Genomic DNA, 17,092 nt, shown 5'->3' on the forward strand with positions numbered 1-17,092 from the left:
AACCAGACAACTCGATTTATTTTGAGCTGTCTAGTTATTTTGTGGGGATGCCCCCAGATTTCTAGGTCTGATTCTTTGATAGTGTGTAAATTTACTGTGAATTTCTATTGTGGTGTAAGTTTGAAGTCATAGAATTTGGCTTTATTATTTGCATTAGCTAGTCCTACTTTTCCATGTGTATATGGATTATTTTCTCCATCATCAAATGTTAGCACCGGATTTTCCAGATTATCTACGTAAATCTTGATTGTCGTTCCGATTGCTTCTACCTTAACAGGATGAGATTTATTGACATCTATTTTCATTTCTTTGGTTGCTAATTCTTCATGTCCATAGTTTTGCTTTCTTAGACTTACCCCATCTTTCGTTATTCTTGCATAATAACCTTGAATAAAATCTTCATTATTTTGACCGAGTTCTCGCCCATTTGCAGGATTGGTAGCACGTAACAGAATACCTGCCTCACCTTCTTTTTCTGTCAACTCAATCGTTGTTTCAACAGTATAATCCAACCAACGATCTTGTCCAATTGTCACTTTTGAATACTCCCGATCCCCTGCCACGAAGTGATCCTCATCTACTGCCCAGTAACTTTCATACATTAACCAATCTAAAGATGAAACTTTCTCAAACGGATCAATTAGTTCTTCTGCTTCACTTACTTCAGAAAACGTCATTTCTTTAAAACTTGCATCTCCCTTAACTAATTCAATCGATAATTCATGTTTGCCTGCTTCTAGTGCTAGATTTCTTACTGTATCAGTTCGCCAATCGTTCGTTTTGGCAAGAGAGACAGATTCCGATATGTCCTGTCCATCTAGCTTAACAGCCACTTCACTATCCACATCTGCTAAAAATTGTAAGTCCATCTGATAATCGCCCGCTTCAGCGATATTCACTTTATAACTTAATTGATCCGCTTCTTTTAATTGAACATAATATTGCGCATCCTCTTGATGAATCGCTACTTTTTCATCTAGTCGATAAACGTGTGGTTCTTCGGTAATAGTCGATTCACTTTGATAATGTACTGATTGGATGGTCCCAGGTACCGGTTTATAAGCATCATAGACGCCACTACCATCCACCAAATTACTAAATGCTGTATAACCAAAATCGGCGACTGTATTCTGAGTGGTGTAACCAATTTTACCCCCAGCTAAGACAGATTCTTTTGTTTGCTTTTGCATTCCATCGATGTAAAAACGAAATCCTTCAATTGCTTTTTCTACCCGAATTTGATGAAGTTTTGTATGATCAAACTCTTCTGGTAGCGGTGAGATTTCCCACTCTGATTCAACACCTTCAACAGTAAATTTTGTCTGGAAAGTATTGTCAGTTGCATTTAACACGGCTAGTCCAAAATTCTCTTCATCCTGATAAGAAAAAACGGCTCCATAAAGTTCTTCTGATTCGCTTTGGTCTTCTGCTTTTTTAAGATGAAATTCTGCCGTATACAATTGTTCACTTTGATCTTTGGTTAGAATTGTTTGTCTCGCATCAGCACGTGTTGATGATTGACGTAAAAACTCTTGGTCCTCTATTTTCCATTTTCCATTCACTTTTTCCCAGTTTTTTCCCAATTTCTTTCGATTAAAGTAGTCTTCAAAAGCGGGGCGAATAGGGCCAGATTGTTCTGTCGCAGTTGGTCCTAAAACATCCAATTCTACCCCATTCCAGGCAATGCGATCAAAATTCATATGCCGTAACGGACCGACAGCCCCTTCTCCTTCCAGATTGTGATAAACAATATAATCTGTATCTAAATCAGGACCTCGAACAATACTATTATGCCCCAACCCAACTGTTGGACCTTCTGTACTTAGAAGAATTAGATTTTTATTTGAGGCAACATAATCCTTCACTGGATCGTCACTTACGGCATAGTCCACTCGATAACCATTACTAAAAACATGATTACCAGTATACGTCATATAATATTTTCCATGACGTTTAAAAATAGTTGAGCCTTCCGTCCAACCATCCATAAATGCATTGGTAACCTCACTCTCTTGTACTGTTAATGGATCTAACATTTTCGAAACTTCTATTCCATTTACACCCGCATGAGAAAAATACATCGACCCATCATCATCGACAAATACATTGCCATCGATAGATTTTCCAAAATTATCAGTAACTAGTTCAAACGGACCTGTAGGACTTTCACTTTGTAATATATAATGACCATTACCTGCTGGAGAAGTATACATATAAAATAGCCCATTCCAATAAATAACTTCTGGTGCATATGCTGCTTGAGTTTCTGGAATTTCTGCTACTACACCTTGATAATCCCAATCAACTAGGTTTGTAGACTGCCAAACCTTTATTCCCATGTCGGTATCTTTAGTACTTGGATAAAGATAGTACATCCCATTATATTTAAGGATATATGGATCACCGATGCCATAATCTTCCCATTCATCTTCTAAACTAATTGGATTTGAATAACTTACTTCCTCCACTTTGTTCGCATCCGTTTTATTAGATTCACTACATCCTCCCATCAAAGTCATCATTCCGATAAGACTGATGATTGCAAATGATTGCTTCATTCTAAATTACCTCCACCATTTATTCTTTGATAATTCCTTCAATCAGTCAGTGCCACCCAACAAACTATAACTAATTAGTTATAGTTAAATATTCAAACACCCACTTAAAGAAAACGGTATCACCATTTAACAACACTGTCAATCCAATCCATAAAGAATCTACTAAAAACAACTATCAAGTTAAAAAGTCACTCTTTCTTTCAATGGACACCGCCCACTTTTAACTAATAAGTTACAACTAAAATAAAACTATCTACTGCCATTTATCTATATAGCAATTTTAAATAATAGTATTTCGCTACTTTCTCAAGTCTTTAAAATATTTTTAGCCAGCTTGGATTTGGTATAACAAATTAGACAAAAAGATAAAGGAACGCAAGGAGTTCACGCCAATAGCTTATATCGATGGATTCAGAAAGTTGAAAAATATGGCGAAGTGCGTTTTCTAGAAAGGGGCGTGCACTTTTTGACGCCCTTTATGAAATAAAGAATTTTGAACAAGAAAATTATTACTTAAGAGAGGGACTAGATTCATTAAAAAAGTTCCAGATCTTCTTGAAGTTAAACAAGAAATTCGATTTCAGTTCTTGAAACAAAATCTTCTAAAGTTATAGACTCTTTTCTTCAAGTACTTGGAAAAGAACAACCTAAAACGGAGTTGATTATTCACACAAATCAAAGCTCGCAATACATAAGTACGAAATTCCAAGTAGAAGTAAGAAAAAGAGATAACTTATAGTATGAGTCGACAAGGAAATCCTTATGATAATACCTTAATGGAATCTTTTTATAAAACAATAAAAAAAGAGCTGATCAATGATACTCAATTCAGAGATATTGACCAAGCTCAAATAGAACTATTTAAATATATTGAAGCTTACTATAACACCAAACAAATGCATTCCACACTTAGTTATCAATCTTCTAGAGACTTGGAAAAGAACGTCAACTTGTTCTCTTAACTAAGTGTCTAGTTTTTCTTGATAATTCCATTTGGACTGTACCTCCCATTTTTGATAATAAAAAAGACCATAGTATTTCTACCCTGATCTTTCGTAAGTTTATTCAATTTTTTCTAAAAACAGAATATCTGTTTTCCCATGTTTTACCAGTATTATTTGCATAAATTTTGTGGTAGAAAAGAGAAAATAACAAAAAAAAAACTAAGAAATAGTTATCTATTTCTGGCTCTAGATTATTCGCTAATCGACTCAAGCTCTGAATTATCTACACAGTTTATTTTTGCTATAAAATGTTGAACTACTAATTTTTTTAAGTTTACTCCCTTCAATCAGCTGAATCTCTATCTAAATTCTGTATGATATAATTAATTAAGATGAAACAGTCTTGCTGAAAATCTCTCAAACCTTATAATCCACAAATATACAACTATTTCAAGAAAGAAGGTTTTTTTATGAGAAGAATTATCAATTTGTGTTTGTCTTTAGCTATTATATTTACTGTATAGGTGCCATTTACTCAATGATTTTATGTTATTCTTCTATGGATTCTTATGCTAAAGATAAATCCAAGTTAAATATTCTAACTTTTATTATTGGACTTAGCCCTTTAATATTTATTATTTTTGTTTTTCTATTAGTATTCTTTATTAAACCAGCACCTTGAAAAAGAATTTAGACAAATTAAAAGGGATAGGAAGCCTCTAAAATAAAACTCCCTATCCTCTCATCGAAGATCCCCATCATTTCCGATACATCTTCAGCTCCAAGAACAGATCGTTGTAAATCCCTAGATATTCTTTTCCTAAATCTTCATAGACTTCAAGGTGTGACATCAATTCATCTGTTGGGTAGAATTGTTCATCCTCAGTAATTTCTTTTGGTAAGATTTCTAATGCTTTTTTATTTGGTGTTGAATAACCAATATACTCAGCATTTTGTGCTGCATTTTCTGGACGGAGCATGAAATTGATAAACTCATATGCGCCATCAACATTTTTAGCTGTTTTTGGAATCACAATGTTATCAAACCATAAGTTTGACCCTTCTTGAGGAATCACATAATGAATATGCTCGTTTTCTGCCATCATATCAGCTGCTTCACCCGAGAATGTAACAGCAACCGCACTTTCCTCATTTGCCATGTACATTTTAATTTCATCAGCAACAATTGCTTTAACATTAGGTGTCATTTTACGTAGTTTGGTTATGGCTTCATCAAGCTCTTCCAAATTTTTACTATTTAATGAATAACCTAAACTATTTAAACCTAAGCCAATGACTTCACGTGCACCATCAATTAACATGATATTATCTTTTAATTCTGGACGCCATAAATCATCCCAAGAGGTCATTTTATCGGCACTAATAAACTTATCATTATACGCAATTCCCAGTGTTCCCCAAAAATAGGGTACCGAATAACTATTGGCCGGATCAAAACTTAAATTTAAGAAACGAGGGTCAATATTTTCTAACCCTTCGATTTTGGCATGATCTAAAGGTAAAACTAATTTTTCATCAATCATTTTTTGAATCATGTACTCACTTGGAATCGAAATATCGTAGGCTGTTCCGCCTTGACGAATTTTTGTAAACATCGCTTCATTCGAATCGAACGTATCATAATTCACTTTGTAGCCTGACTCTTCTTCAAACTTTTTCAACAATTCTGGGTCAATATAATCGCCCCAGTTATAAATATTTAATACTTGTGCACCAGCCATCCCAGTTGCTTTTTCTAATTGACGAACACCTAGCAGCAAGACCACAATGATGATGACGATACCGATAATCAATGATTGTAATTTCTTCATTGTAAATCCGTCACCTCTCTTTTTTGACGATTTTTACGAACACGACGGGACACATTTTCTTGGCTAATAAAATAATAACCAACGACTAAAATCATCGAGAACAAGAACACTAAGGTGCTTAATGCATTGATTTCTAAGCTAATCCCTTGTCTTGCACGAGAGTAAATTTCAACAGACAATGTGCTGAAGCCATTTCCAGTAACAAAAAATGTCACGGCAAAATCATCGAGCGAATACGTAAACGCCATAAAATAACCAGCAATAATACCTGGGGATAAAAAGGGTAAAATAATATTTTTCACTACTTGGAAATTATTTGCCCCTAAATCTCGAGCAGCATCGACCATCGAATCATTCATTTCGCGTAACTTTGGTAAAACCATTAAAACAACGATTGGAATACTAAAGGCAATATGTGAAAGTAAAACACTCGTAAAGCCCAAGCTAAAGCTGCGGAATAACCCACCAATCATCGTAAAGAAAATCAAGAAGCTAGCACCTATGATAACATCTGGTGATACTAACAAAATATTGTTTAGACTCAATAAAGCATTTCGTGTTGAACGTTGCTTTGTATAATAAATTGCCATAGCACCAAATGTTCCAATCGCTGTTGCAATCAAAGCTGATAAAAAGGCCAACATGAACGTATTCAATACAATAATCAATAAACGAGAGTCTTCAAAAACAGCGGTGTAATTGTCCCAAGTAAATCCAGTAAACTGATTCATTGTTCCTCCATCATTGAAAGAATAAAAAATCAAATAAAAAATCGGAGCATATAGCAACACAAAAACTAACGCTAAATAAAGACGAGACCAAGGAAATTTTTTCATTTTCTACCTCCTTTTTTCTTCTCACCTGTTAAAAGCATAACAACAAACATGGCAATAATTAATACGACGCCAATCGTTGAACCCATCCCCCAGTTTTGAGTAACTAAGAAATGTTGTTCAATTGCAGTTCCTAGTGTAATTACACGATTTCCACCAATTAAACGTGTTAGCATAAAGAGTGATAACGAAGGAATAAATACAGCTTGCACACCACTTTTTACTCCATTTAAAGATAAAGGGAAAATAACTCGGCGGAATGTTTCGAAACTATTTGCTCCCAAATCACGGCTGGCGCTGATTAAAGAAGGATTCATCTCTTCTAACGCATTGTAGATAGGCATAATCATGAACGGCAATTCAATATAGGTAGCAACTACCAAAAAGCTAAAATCAGTAAATAGAATTTGCTGCGGTCCAATTCCCGTAAACGTCAAGAAATTATTGACACTACCGTTAATACCAAAGATACCAATAAAGGCATATGCTTTTAATAACAAGTTAACCCAAGTTGGTAAAATGATTAGCAGCAACCATAAATCTTTATGCTTTAATTTTGTCAAAAAATACGCTGTTGGATAGCTAATTAATAATGTGATTAAAGTAATTAAAAAAGCATACCAAACAGAGTTCAAAGTCATTGTTAAATATTTACCCGAAGCAAAATATGTTTGATAATTAATCAATGAAAATTGACCATCCATATCAAAAAAAGATTGGTAAACAATCATTAAAACAGGTGCAATTACAAATAAAATCAACCAAAACATATATGGAAGCGCATAAATACGTCTGATTTTTGTCATTTTCTCCCTCCTACTCTTCGTAGCTTTCTAGTCGGGCATCAAAATCTTCTTCCGATTCATTAAAGCGCATAACGTGGATATCTTCTGGTTCAAAAGACAAACCAATTTGACTACCTGCAACAGCTTTTCTAGTTGAATGAACCATCCATTCATTCTCTTGCTCATCGTAACAAATGATTTCATAGTGCACACCACGGAATAATTGTGTATCCACACGGACACTTAATTTACCTTTTTCGATTGAAGTCAGACTTAAATCTTCTGGACGAATCATAATCTCCACAGGTTCATTTTTGCGCATCCCACCATCGACACATTCAAATTGTTTACCAACAAATTCAACTAAATTATCTTCAATCATCGTACCATTAACAATATTACTTTCACCAACAAAATCCGCTACAAAATGATTGATTGGTTCATCATAAATATCTACTGGCGTGCCACTTTGCACGATTTTTCCTTTATTCATAACGAAAATTTCGTCACTCATTGCCAAGGCTTCTTCTTGATCATGCGTAACAAAAATAAACGTAATTCCTAAACGTTGTTGCAACTCACGTAATTCATATTGCATGTCTGTTCGCAGTTTTAAATCAAGTGCTGATAATGGTTCATCTAACAACAAGACTTTAGGCTCATTAACAATTGCTCGAGCAATTGCTACACGTTGACGTTGTCCACCAGACATTTCGCTAATTTCACGATTTTCATAGCCGCCTAATTGTACCAAACGCAAGGCCTCTTTAACTTTTTTGTCAATTTCTTTTTTAGAAAATTTTTTTATTTTCAATCCAAATGCGACATTATCAAATACATTCATATGCGGAAATAGTGCATAATCTTGAAAGACAGTGTTTACTTGGCGTTGATTGGCAGGTATATCATTAATTCGTTTTCCTTCAAAGAAGATATCTCCTTCGGTCGCCTCAGAAAACCCAGCGATAATCCTTAATATCGTTGTCTTTCCACAACCAGACGGCCCAAGTAAGGTATAGAATTTTCCTTCTTCTATATCAAAACTCACACTCTTCAAAATCGTCTCATCATCATCGTACCGCTTCACCACATTACTAAATGAAATGATTGGTTTTCCCACTATTCTTTCCTCCCCAAATTGCTTTATTCGATGTCCTCATTTCCAAATAAATATTTGTAGTTTTTCACCTCTTGAATAAAATGACTACAATATATATCCATCTTTCTCGTTCTCAGAACATACTGCTTAAGAATAATTTTTTTTACAGAAAAATACAAGTATATTCTTTCAATTTAATTGATTTTTTTCCGCAACAAAATAATTGAATATGTTATGATAGAGTTATTCAATTATTTTTAGAAGTTAAATAAAAGGAGTGACTAAAATGGAACAATTTTTAGCTTTTGAAGTGACTAAAACAGACAATGTTTTTGCTAGAGGTATTGTACGAAAAGAACCGCAAACGCTACCAAAAAAACACGTTGCTATTAAAGTCGATTATTCTGATATCAATTATAAAGATGCCTTAGCATCCTCAAAAAATAGTGGTGTTATCCGTGATTATCCTAAAATTCCAGGAATTGATTTAGCTGGAGAAATTATAGAATCTCGTAGCGAAGATTGGACTATTGGACAAAAAGTTCTTGTCACAGGTTACGGGCTTGGTGTTGTGGCTAATGGTGGTTTTAGTCAATTTCAACAGGTTCCTGAAGACTGGATAGTTGCCTTGCCTGAGAATTTAACCACCAAAGAAGCTATGGTTTTTGGAACAGCAGGCTTTACGGCTGCTTTAGCTGTCATAAAATTGGTAAAAGATACGCCCAAAGATGGTCGCATTGTTATTACTGGTGCATCTGGTGGTGTTGGCAGTGTTGCAATCGCTTTGTTGCATCGCCTAGGTTATACAAATATTACAGCTGTTTCTCGTAAAAAAGCAAATGTGGCTTGGTTAAAAGATTTGGGAGCGACTGAAATCGTAACGCCTGAAGAAATTCTGCCTGAACCCATCAAAGCATTAAACAAACAAAAAATTGCTGCAGTAATTGATAGTGTCGGTGGTGACTTATTAGCAAGTTTATTAAGTCAAATTAGTTATGGTGGGAGTGTCTTTTTATGTGGAAACGCAGGTGGTGTCCAATTGAATACAACTGTCTTGCCATTTATTTTAAGAGGCATTAAAATGATAGGGATTGATTCAGTTAATGTTGAGATGGATGAAAGAAAAGCCACTTGGAAATTTTTAGCAGACCATCAACCACTGATTGAGCAATTACATTATCAAGAAGTTTCTTTAACCGACTTAGATGAACCCATCGATGCTTTATTAGCAGGAACCCATCAAGGTCGGACTATTGTACAAATGGAAGTGAAATAATGAGAATTTTAATTACTGCGGGTGGAACCTCTGAGAAAATTGATGATGTTCGTTCGATTACTAATCATTCTACAGGTAAATTAGGTAGCTTAATTGCAGAGTATTTCTTGAAGCATAATGTCAATATTGATTATGTAACAACTACTCATGCCCTACGCCCTCAATCAGATAAAATAACTATCTATGAAATTAATGATACACAAGAACTAGCCCAGCAATTGCAAAATTTATTGCAAAAATATTCTTATGATGCAGTTATTCACAGTATGGCCGTGAGTGACTTTACTCCCGAAAAAAGTTTATCACAAGAAGAATTTTTAGCCAAAATCAATCAATTTATTGAAAACAAACAACCAATAACAGTAGCGGACTTGGTTCAATTAACGGAAGAGACGACTAAAGAAAGTAAAATTTCATCAAATACTGATCATTTGTTTTTAATTTTGAAAAAAACAACCAAAGTTATTCAACAAATTAAACAACTACAACCAAATACTGTTCTAGTTGGTTTTAAATTATTAGTAGATGTGACAAAAGAAGAATTATTAGATGTAGCACGTAAAAGTTTAATGACCAACCAAGCTGACTTTGTCTTAGCCAACGACTTAACTTCAATCCAGCATGGTCAACATACAGGTTATTTAATTAATAAACAGGGAACAATCACTGGTGAAGCTGGGAACAAAGAAGAAATAGCTCAATTAATTGGCAAAACTCTTCTAAACACTCTATAATAGAAAAAACTATTAAGGAGCATGAATGATGAAAAAACGCATTTTATTAGGTGTAAGCGGAAGTATTTCTGCTTACAAATCCGCTGATTTAACCAATGAATTAACAAAGTTAGGCTACGAAGTTGATGTTATGATGACCAAAAGCAGTCAAGCGTTTATTACTCCTTTAACATTGCAGTCATTATCAAAACGCCCTATTCATACAGATGTCATGGAAGAAATTGTTCCAGATAAAATCAACCATATTGAATTAGCTAAACAGGCTGACCTGTTTATCGTAGCACCTGCTAGCGCGAATATTATTGGCAAATTAGCCCATGGCCTTGCTGATGATTTAATCTCGACCGTAGCCCTAGCCTTACCCTCTGACTTGCCTAAAATTGTTGCACCTGCAATGAATACTAATATGTATTTAAACCCTTTAATGCAAAAAAATCTTGCTATTTTGAAAGAAGTTGGGTATAAAGAGATAACACCACGCCAATCTTTATTAGCATGTGGAGATTTCGGTACTGGTGCTTTAGCAACTGTTGAAACCATCGTTGCACAAGTAAAGGCGACTTTGGAAGCATAAAGGAGGGTTTTAGTATGAAACAAAATGAGAAAACATTTCAGCTAGTATTAACTGCTTCATTTTTAGCTATTTTAATTTTGCTAGCTAGTGTCCCATTTTTGGGCTTTATTCCGCTGGGAATTATTAATGCTACAACATTACACATTCCAGTGATTATTGCTTCAATTATTTTAGGTCCTAAATTGGGGGCTTTTTTAGGCGCTTGTTTTGGTTTAATTAGCATGATTCGGGCGACTATCGTTGTTTCACCGCTATCATTTATTTTTTCCCCATTCATTACACCGCTTGGTGAGATGGGAATGGGAAGTTGGAAAGCCGTTTTAATTGCCTTTATTCCACGTATTTTAATTGGTGTAGTTCCATACTTTGTTTATCAATGGTGCAAAAAGGTATTCAAAAATCGCGGAAATGCTGCAAGCCTCTTTATTGCGGGTGTTTCTGGCGGATTAACTAATACCATTTTAGTTATGAATATGATTTATTTTTTATTCCAAAAAGACTATGCTGAAAAAATTGGTGAAGCTGGTAATGCTGTATATGGTGCAATTATTTCAGTAATTTTTGCACAAGGGATACCTGAATCGCTTGTTGCTGGAATTGCAACGGCTGCTGTAGCCGCAGTATTACTAAAACTAACGAAGCAACGTAATATTTAATAAAAAGCATGCAAGTTCATGGTTTGTAGTGACTCTAAAAAGTCTAACTTTCGGGGTCGGTACAGTACATTGAATATTCAAGTACAACAAAAAAACATTGAAAAAGAGTTCTTTTTCAATGTTTTTTTGTTATTTTTTTTCACCGATAATACGTACTTCTGTTTCTAAAGATACATCAAATTTTTCTTTAATGACTGTTTGAATATGCGCAATCAATTCTACGTAATCTGTTGCGGTTGCATGATTAATATTTACAATAAAACCAGCATGTTTTTCAGAAATTTGAGCACCGCCAAAAACAAGACCTTGCATCCCTGCATCTTGGATTAATTTTCCAGTAAAATGTCCTTCTGGTCGTTTAAAAACACTTCCACATGACGGATATTCTAATGGTTGCTTGGATTCTCTTAAATAGGTTAATTCTTCCATTTGTGTCTTAATGGATAATTGTTCCCCTTTTTCTAAAGTAAAACGAGTGCTCAAGACAATGCCTTCCATTTCTTGAATGATACTATGACGATAACTAAACTGCATGTCGTCTCTTGTTAGCGTACGAATAGATCCATCTGGAAGCAAAACATCACATGAAGTAAAGACATCCTTAATTTCACCACCATAAGCACCAGCATTCATAAAGACAGCGCCACCGATACTACCTGGAATACCACAGGCAAACTCTAAACCAGTTAATGTAGCATCTAATGCAGCATAACTAGTATCAATTAAACGGGCTCCCGCTTCTACTTCAATGACTGTCCCATTCACTTGAATTTGGTTCATCTCCAATAACATAATTACTACACCACGGATCCCACCGTCACGTACGATTAAATTACTGGCATTCCCTAAAACTAACCAAGGAATATCCAATTCACGACAATAATTGACTAACTGTTCTACTTCTAATCTATTTTTCGGAAAAGCTAAAATATCTGCTGGTCCACCGGTTTGTGTAAATGTATAATTCATCAATGGCTCATCCATTAGCAAAGCCATCTCAGGGAATTGTTTAATAATTTCTTCCTTTTTCACTGACAAACGCTCCTTCTTCTCAACGTCTTGTCCATTTTAACATGTTCTTCACAAACTGACTACTAGTTGGACCGTTCTTCATGTTGTTTTAACATTTTCGCACATAATTCATGGCTAATAAAAATATTTTCCTGACGTAATTTAGCGGTTTCTTTTGTTTGAACAGCAGCTACAAACTCTTTAACCATCTGTTCAAAACCTCGTTTTTGCAAGGTTACCTCCCAATCACCAAAAGTCTGTGTAGTTTGTTGATTTTGGTTAAAAGTTTGTAACGTTATCAAATTATCAACTACAGCAGTTCCTTGTGATGAAGTTACTTGATATTGCTCGCGACTAGCACCACTTTTTAAATCCATTGATAACATTGCTGTAGTATTTTCAGTTTCTAACTGTAAAAAGGCTGTCTCCATACCAGCAGGTGTATCACGAATACGACTATTCATAGTAACAATAGGTTCATCTAATAAATAGACAGCCGTATCTACCAAGTGTAAAAAGACATCAAAAATTTCAAACGCTGTTGGTTGCACTGAATGAACCATATTCTTTTGTAAAAAAATAGTTCGCTTATCCGGTATGGCTTTTAACTTTTCAACCATTGGCGCAAATCTGCGATTGAAACCTACCATAAGCAGCTTATTTCGTTGCTTTGCTAATGCTTGTAGTTCACTCACTTCTGTCAAGTTTTCACTCAAAGGTTTATCAATAAAGACATGAATATCATTTTCTAGACATTCTTTAACTAAAGCATAGTGACTGTGTGTCGCAGTATGAATGAAACAAGCTTCAACATTTTCTTCTAACAACTCGTGTAAACTAGTTCTCATATGTTGCAACTGATACATTTCTTTTAATTCCTGTTGCACTTTTGGATTGCGGGTAGCAAAAAAGAATGTTGCTTGATTTTGTAATTTAATATATGTTGGTAAATACGCTTTTTGAGCGATTCCTCCTAAGCCGATAACACCAATCTTCATATTAGTTCTCCTTTATAGTTGTTCTTGCTTTTATCTTACACTTTTTTTGTTTAAAATACAGGAAGGAAAAACAATTCTCAGGAAAATTATTTCTTAAAAGTAATCATTGTCCTGTTGAATTAATCGTTGATTTGTAAGAGGTGAAAAAAATGAATTTTATCGCAATGGACTTTGAAACAGCTAATTATCAGCGTCATAGCGCCTGTTCCTTAGCATTAGTTATGGTGCGTGATAGTCAAATAGTTGGTGAATATTACTCCTTGATTCAACCAGAAACTGAATTTTTTTGGCGTAATATACAAATCCACGGCATTCGACCAGCAGATGTTATTCGCGCACCAAAATTTCCTGAAGTTTGGCAGCAAATTGAACAATATTATCAAGAGAACAGTTTAATCGTTGCACATAATGCCGGTTTTGATACCGGAGTTTTAGCTGGTTGCCTAGATTATTATGGATTAAATCAGCCCCATTATCTCTCTTTATGTACAGTCAAAACCAGTCGCAAACTATACCCTAAAATGACTAACCATAAGTTAAATACGATGTGTGAATTCTTAGATATTCCATTGAATAACCACCACGATGCGTTAGAAGATAGTCGTGCATGTGCCAATATTTTATTGCATCAAGAAAAAATGTTTGGTGTGGAGCCATTAAAAAAATTAGTAACGATGAAATAAAAAGCAACATCAAGCGCAAACCTCAGAAGTTAGACCAAAAAACTAACTTTTGGAGGTCACTACAGCTTGGTGTTGTTTTTTTTAACTATTCGGTCGTTAATCAATCATTACACTCATCAATAAAACATCTAAGAAGTTCCCTTCATCACTCATAGCTCCTCGTTCCATTGTCGCCTCTAGTTGAAACCCAAATTTTTTATATAGATGAATAGCTCGTTTATTTTGAGTTTGGACAGTTAGTTCTAAACGACGAATACTTCCAGATTCTTGAGCCCAAACTATGATTTCCTCTAATAACACACTGCCTAGACCAATTCCCCAATAGCTTTTTAAAACTGAAATCCCCACTTCACCAATATGAGCAATTCGTTTTTCTTCACTCGCCCGAACAGAAGCTGTGCCGATGAGCTGTATACCATTATATGCTAATAACAACAAATTATTAGGACTTTCATAAATTGCTTCAATGTGATGTCCTAAAAGGTCAGGTGTTAACTTTAGTCCTTCATCCATAACCAAATATTCTGTTTCTCGACTAACTTGGTCCATCATTGCGAGAATGTTGGCTGCATCTTCAGTGCGTGCTTCTCGAATGGTTAGATCAATTGTTTCACTCATAGCTGTTCCCACTTTTCAAGGATGCGTTGTTTAAAATCCTCTCCTTGTTTCCCAGATGAGGTCAACGTAACTATCCGTTTCTGTTCATCTTGTGAATCTTTTTCGAGAATCAATTCTAAATAATCCACTGGTAAAGCTTCGTCCAAAAGGTTCCCCCACTCAATAACAGACAAGCCGTCTCCTTCGAAATATTCATCCAGACCTAAATCGTCTGCACCATGCTCTACCCGATAAACATCCATATGGTATAAAGGCAACCGACCAGCTTCATACTCACGAATAATCGTATACGTTGGGCTTTTAATCATTTGCTCAATTCCTAGCCCTTTCGCAATGCCCTTTGTTAAAGTCGTCTTTCCAGCACCCAAATCGCCTGTTAAGACTAAGTTATCACTTGGTTGGGCTACTTCACCAATAATTTGAGCAAATGTTGCTGTTTGTTTGACGTTCTTCAAAACAATCATACCGCTCTACTCCATTTCCTTTAAATTCTCGATTAGTATAGCTTTTTTTGGCTGAAATAGCAAAAAGAGCCGTCGTTAAAACGACGACTCTTAGAAATGCGATTAAGCCATTAAAGATTGGGCTGCTGTAATAATTGATAGTTTATAGACATCTTCTTCGTTACAGCCACGAGATAAATCAGAAACTGGTTTGTTCAAACCTTGTAAGATTGGTCCAATTGCTTCAAAGTTACCAAAACGTTGAGCAATCTTGTAACCAATGTTACCTGCTTGTAAATCTGGGAATACAAAGACAGAGGCTTTACCTGCTACATCTGATTCAGGTGCTTTTAGTTGAGCTACTGATTGAATGTACGCTGCGTCAAATTGTAATTCACCATCAATTGCTAATTCAGGAGCTAACTCTTTTGCAAGTTTAGTTGCTTCAATAGTTGCATCTGCTTGAGGTGCTTTTGCTGAACCTTTTGTAGAGAAGCTTAACATTGCTACACGAGGTTCAATGTCAAACATTTCTGCTGTATGTGCAGAAGCAACTGCAATTTCAGCTAATTCTTGTGGAGATGGTGCTACATTAATGGCACAATCAGAGAAAATATATTTTTCTTGTTCATTTCCACGCATCATTAAAAATGCGCCACTTGTACGGCTAATTCCAGGTTTTGTTTTAATAATTTGTAAAGCAGGACGAACAGTATCGCCAGTTGAATGAATCGCACCAGATACTAAACCGTCTGTGATACCCATGTAAGTAAGCATTGTACCGAAGTAGTTTTCGTCTTTTAACAACACTTCAGCTTGCTCTCTTGTCACTTTGCCATTACGACGTTCAACAAATGCGTCAACGATTTGATCCCAACGACCACAGTTATCTGGATCATAAATTGTCATGTTCGCAATATTGATTCCACGAGTTTCTGCAGCTTTTTCAATTTCATGCTGTTTACCAATTAAAACAGGTTCGATTAATTCTTCCCCTTTCAAACGAGCAACAGCACCTAAAATACGTGTATCAGAAGCTTCTGGGAAAGCGATCCGGATGCCACGACGAACGATTTTAAATTTTAAACTATCAAATAATTCCATGGATAATAACCTCCAGTTTTTTTATACATTCCCATCATACACCATCTATAAAAAAAAGAACAGTTTTTTTGTCTGTATTAATATCAAAAAGAGTATCTAATTGACTTTTATACACCATTTTTTCTTTCTGCTACAATTTACTCTTCCTTCTGTTATACTCTTTCTGGAAGTTGCCAATTAATTGGTGTTTCTCCTAAGGCAATTAAAGCATTATTGGTTTTTGAAAATGGCTTTGAACCAAAAAAACCACGGTGAGCAGAAAGGGGACTTGGATGAACAGAACGAATGACAACATGTCTGTGTGTATCAATCATTGACATTTTCTGTTGCGCTGGCTTTCCCCATAAAATAAAAACAATAGGTTGTTTTCGTTCATTTAGTTTTTGAATAATTACATCTGTTAGTTGCTCCCATCCTTTTCCGCGATGAGAGTAAGCTTGTCCTTCACGAACTGTTAAGACCGTATTTAACAATAACACACCTTGTTTTGCCCAAGATGTAAGATAACCATGATTAACCGGAGAAACACCTAAATCCGCTTCTAATTCTTTATAAATATTTTTTAGAGATGGTGGGATTTTCACTCCTGGTTGAACTGAAAAAGATAGACCATGTGCTTGATTTACCCCATGATAAGGGTCTTGGCCTAAAATAACTACTTTAACTTCTTCGTAAGGTGTTTTTTCTAATGCTTCAAAAATATGATACATATCTGGAAAAATACGTTGTGTTTGGTATTCTTGTTTTAAAAATTCACGTAATTCTAAATAATAAGGCTTTTGAAATTCCTCTTCCAAAATACTTTGCCAACTATTATGAATAATTGTTTTCATATACACTCCCCCCTTATTTCTTCTAGAATAGCGCAATCTATTGGAAACAACAAGTTCCAAAATTCACGTCACCTTCAAGAAAATTTCTATTTTTTGTGGTAAACTAAAAGA

17 protein-coding genes are annotated in these 17,092 nt (G+C 35.1%); 6 read left to right on the plus strand and 11 right to left on the minus strand.

Translation table 11 applies throughout. The annotated features are described in order from the left end of the window. Positions 1-104: 104 nt before the first annotated feature. Positions 105-2,558, minus strand: a complete 2,454-nt coding sequence (locus tag AC4BC5_RS02990) for a family 43 glycosylhydrolase (RefSeq protein ID WP_490496693.1) — start codon at positions 2,556-2,558, stop codon at positions 105-107. A gap of 728 nt (positions 2,559-3,286) precedes the next feature. Between AC4BC5_RS02990 and AC4BC5_RS02995 the strand changes: the two genes are divergently transcribed. Further along, on the plus strand, positions 3,287-3,520 hold the full coding sequence (locus AC4BC5_RS02995; RefSeq protein WP_490497491.1) for an integrase core domain-containing protein: 234 nt from the start codon (positions 3,287-3,289) through the stop codon (positions 3,518-3,520). A gap of 740 nt (positions 3,521-4,260) precedes the next feature. On the opposite strand, the gene AC4BC5_RS03000 is transcribed toward AC4BC5_RS02995, so the two are convergent. From AC4BC5_RS03000 to AC4BC5_RS03015, 4 genes are read right to left on the minus strand one after another with little or no spacing between them, the layout of a single operon-like run. Next, positions 4,261-5,334, minus strand: coding sequence for an ABC transporter substrate-binding protein (locus tag AC4BC5_RS03000; RefSeq protein ID WP_490496694.1), 1,074 nt, complete (start codon positions 5,332-5,334; stop codon positions 4,261-4,263). Then, complete coding sequence (locus AC4BC5_RS03005; RefSeq protein ID WP_490496695.1) at positions 5,331-6,170, minus strand: ABC transporter permease; 840 nt, start codon at positions 6,168-6,170, stop codon at positions 5,331-5,333. The genes AC4BC5_RS03000 and AC4BC5_RS03005 overlap by 4 nt, the downstream gene beginning before the upstream one ends. Then, positions 6,167-6,973, minus strand: a complete 807-nt coding sequence (locus tag AC4BC5_RS03010; protein ID WP_490496696.1) for an ABC transporter permease — start codon at positions 6,971-6,973, stop codon at positions 6,167-6,169. The genes AC4BC5_RS03005 and AC4BC5_RS03010 overlap by 4 nt, the downstream gene beginning before the upstream one ends. 10 nt (positions 6,974-6,983) lie before the next feature. Next, positions 6,984-8,072 (minus strand): ABC transporter ATP-binding protein, encoded by a 1,089-nt coding sequence (locus AC4BC5_RS03015; protein WP_490496697.1) that lies wholly within the window; start codon positions 8,070-8,072, stop codon positions 6,984-6,986. A 265-nt stretch (positions 8,073-8,337) separates the two neighbouring features. Here AC4BC5_RS03015 and AC4BC5_RS03020 point away from each other — a divergent pair, with 265 nt between their 5' ends. Genes AC4BC5_RS03020 through AC4BC5_RS03035 form a run of 4 tightly spaced genes read left to right on the plus strand, consistent with a single transcriptional unit; the run spans position 8,338 to position 11,291 of the window. Continuing rightward, complete coding sequence (locus AC4BC5_RS03020) at positions 8,338-9,327, plus strand: YhdH/YhfP family quinone oxidoreductase (protein ID WP_490496698.1); 990 nt, start codon at positions 8,338-8,340, stop codon at positions 9,325-9,327. Beyond that, a complete protein-coding gene (locus AC4BC5_RS03025) occupies positions 9,327-10,061 on the plus strand; it encodes a phosphopantothenate--cysteine ligase (protein ID WP_490496699.1) in 735 nt (244 codons plus the stop codon). The genes AC4BC5_RS03020 and AC4BC5_RS03025 overlap by 1 nt, the downstream gene beginning before the upstream one ends. A gap of 25 nt (positions 10,062-10,086) precedes the next feature. Next, complete coding sequence (gene coaC / locus AC4BC5_RS03030) at positions 10,087-10,635, plus strand: phosphopantothenoylcysteine decarboxylase (RefSeq protein ID WP_490496700.1); 549 nt, start codon at positions 10,087-10,089, stop codon at positions 10,633-10,635. Between the two features lie 14 nt (positions 10,636-10,649). Continuing rightward, positions 10,650-11,291, plus strand: a complete 642-nt coding sequence (locus AC4BC5_RS03035) for an ECF transporter S component (RefSeq protein WP_490496701.1) — start codon at positions 10,650-10,652, stop codon at positions 11,289-11,291. A gap of 129 nt (positions 11,292-11,420) precedes the next feature. Here AC4BC5_RS03035 and murB read toward each other — a convergent pair whose 3' ends face one another. Together murB and AC4BC5_RS03045 are read right to left on the minus strand one after the other, a co-directional pair. Then, positions 11,421-12,323, minus strand: coding sequence for a UDP-N-acetylmuramate dehydrogenase (gene murB / locus AC4BC5_RS03040; protein ID WP_490496702.1), 903 nt, complete (start codon positions 12,321-12,323; stop codon positions 11,421-11,423). 62 nt (positions 12,324-12,385) lie between these two features. Further along, positions 12,386-13,300 (minus strand): Gfo/Idh/MocA family protein, encoded by a 915-nt coding sequence (locus AC4BC5_RS03045; RefSeq protein WP_490496703.1) that lies wholly within the window; start codon positions 13,298-13,300, stop codon positions 12,386-12,388. A gap of 149 nt (positions 13,301-13,449) precedes the next feature. Here AC4BC5_RS03045 and AC4BC5_RS03050 point away from each other — a divergent pair, with 149 nt between their 5' ends. After that, complete coding sequence (locus tag AC4BC5_RS03050; protein WP_490496704.1) at positions 13,450-13,983, plus strand: 3'-5' exonuclease; 534 nt, start codon at positions 13,450-13,452, stop codon at positions 13,981-13,983. A gap of 96 nt (positions 13,984-14,079) precedes the next feature. Here the strand turns inward: AC4BC5_RS03050 and AC4BC5_RS03055 are convergent, their stop codons facing one another. The 4 genes from AC4BC5_RS03055 to AC4BC5_RS03070 all read right to left on the minus strand — a co-directional run bounded on the left by AC4BC5_RS03055 (position 14,080) and on the right by AC4BC5_RS03070 (position 16,981). Next, positions 14,080-14,601 carry a GNAT family N-acetyltransferase gene (locus tag AC4BC5_RS03055; RefSeq protein ID WP_490496705.1) on the minus strand — a complete coding sequence of 174 codons (522 nt, stop codon included), beginning with the start codon at positions 14,599-14,601 and terminating at the stop codon, positions 14,080-14,082. Further along, a complete protein-coding gene (gene tsaE / locus AC4BC5_RS03060; protein ID WP_490496706.1) occupies positions 14,598-15,065 on the minus strand; it encodes a tRNA (adenosine(37)-N6)-threonylcarbamoyltransferase complex ATPase subunit type 1 TsaE in 468 nt (155 codons plus the stop codon). The genes AC4BC5_RS03055 and tsaE overlap by 4 nt, the downstream gene beginning before the upstream one ends. A 102-nt stretch (positions 15,066-15,167) precedes the next feature. Continuing rightward, entirely contained in the window at positions 15,168-16,148 is a 981-nt protein-coding gene (gene pta, locus AC4BC5_RS03065; protein WP_490496707.1) for a phosphate acetyltransferase, read from the minus strand. Positions 16,149-16,300: 152 nt separating this feature from the next. Next, positions 16,301-16,981 (minus strand): uracil-DNA glycosylase, encoded by a 681-nt coding sequence (locus AC4BC5_RS03070; protein WP_490496708.1) that lies wholly within the window; start codon positions 16,979-16,981, stop codon positions 16,301-16,303. Positions 16,982-17,092 lie beyond the last annotated feature (111 nt).

The sequence above is a fragment of the Enterococcus sp. AMC2644 genome (genome assembly GCF_058216475.1).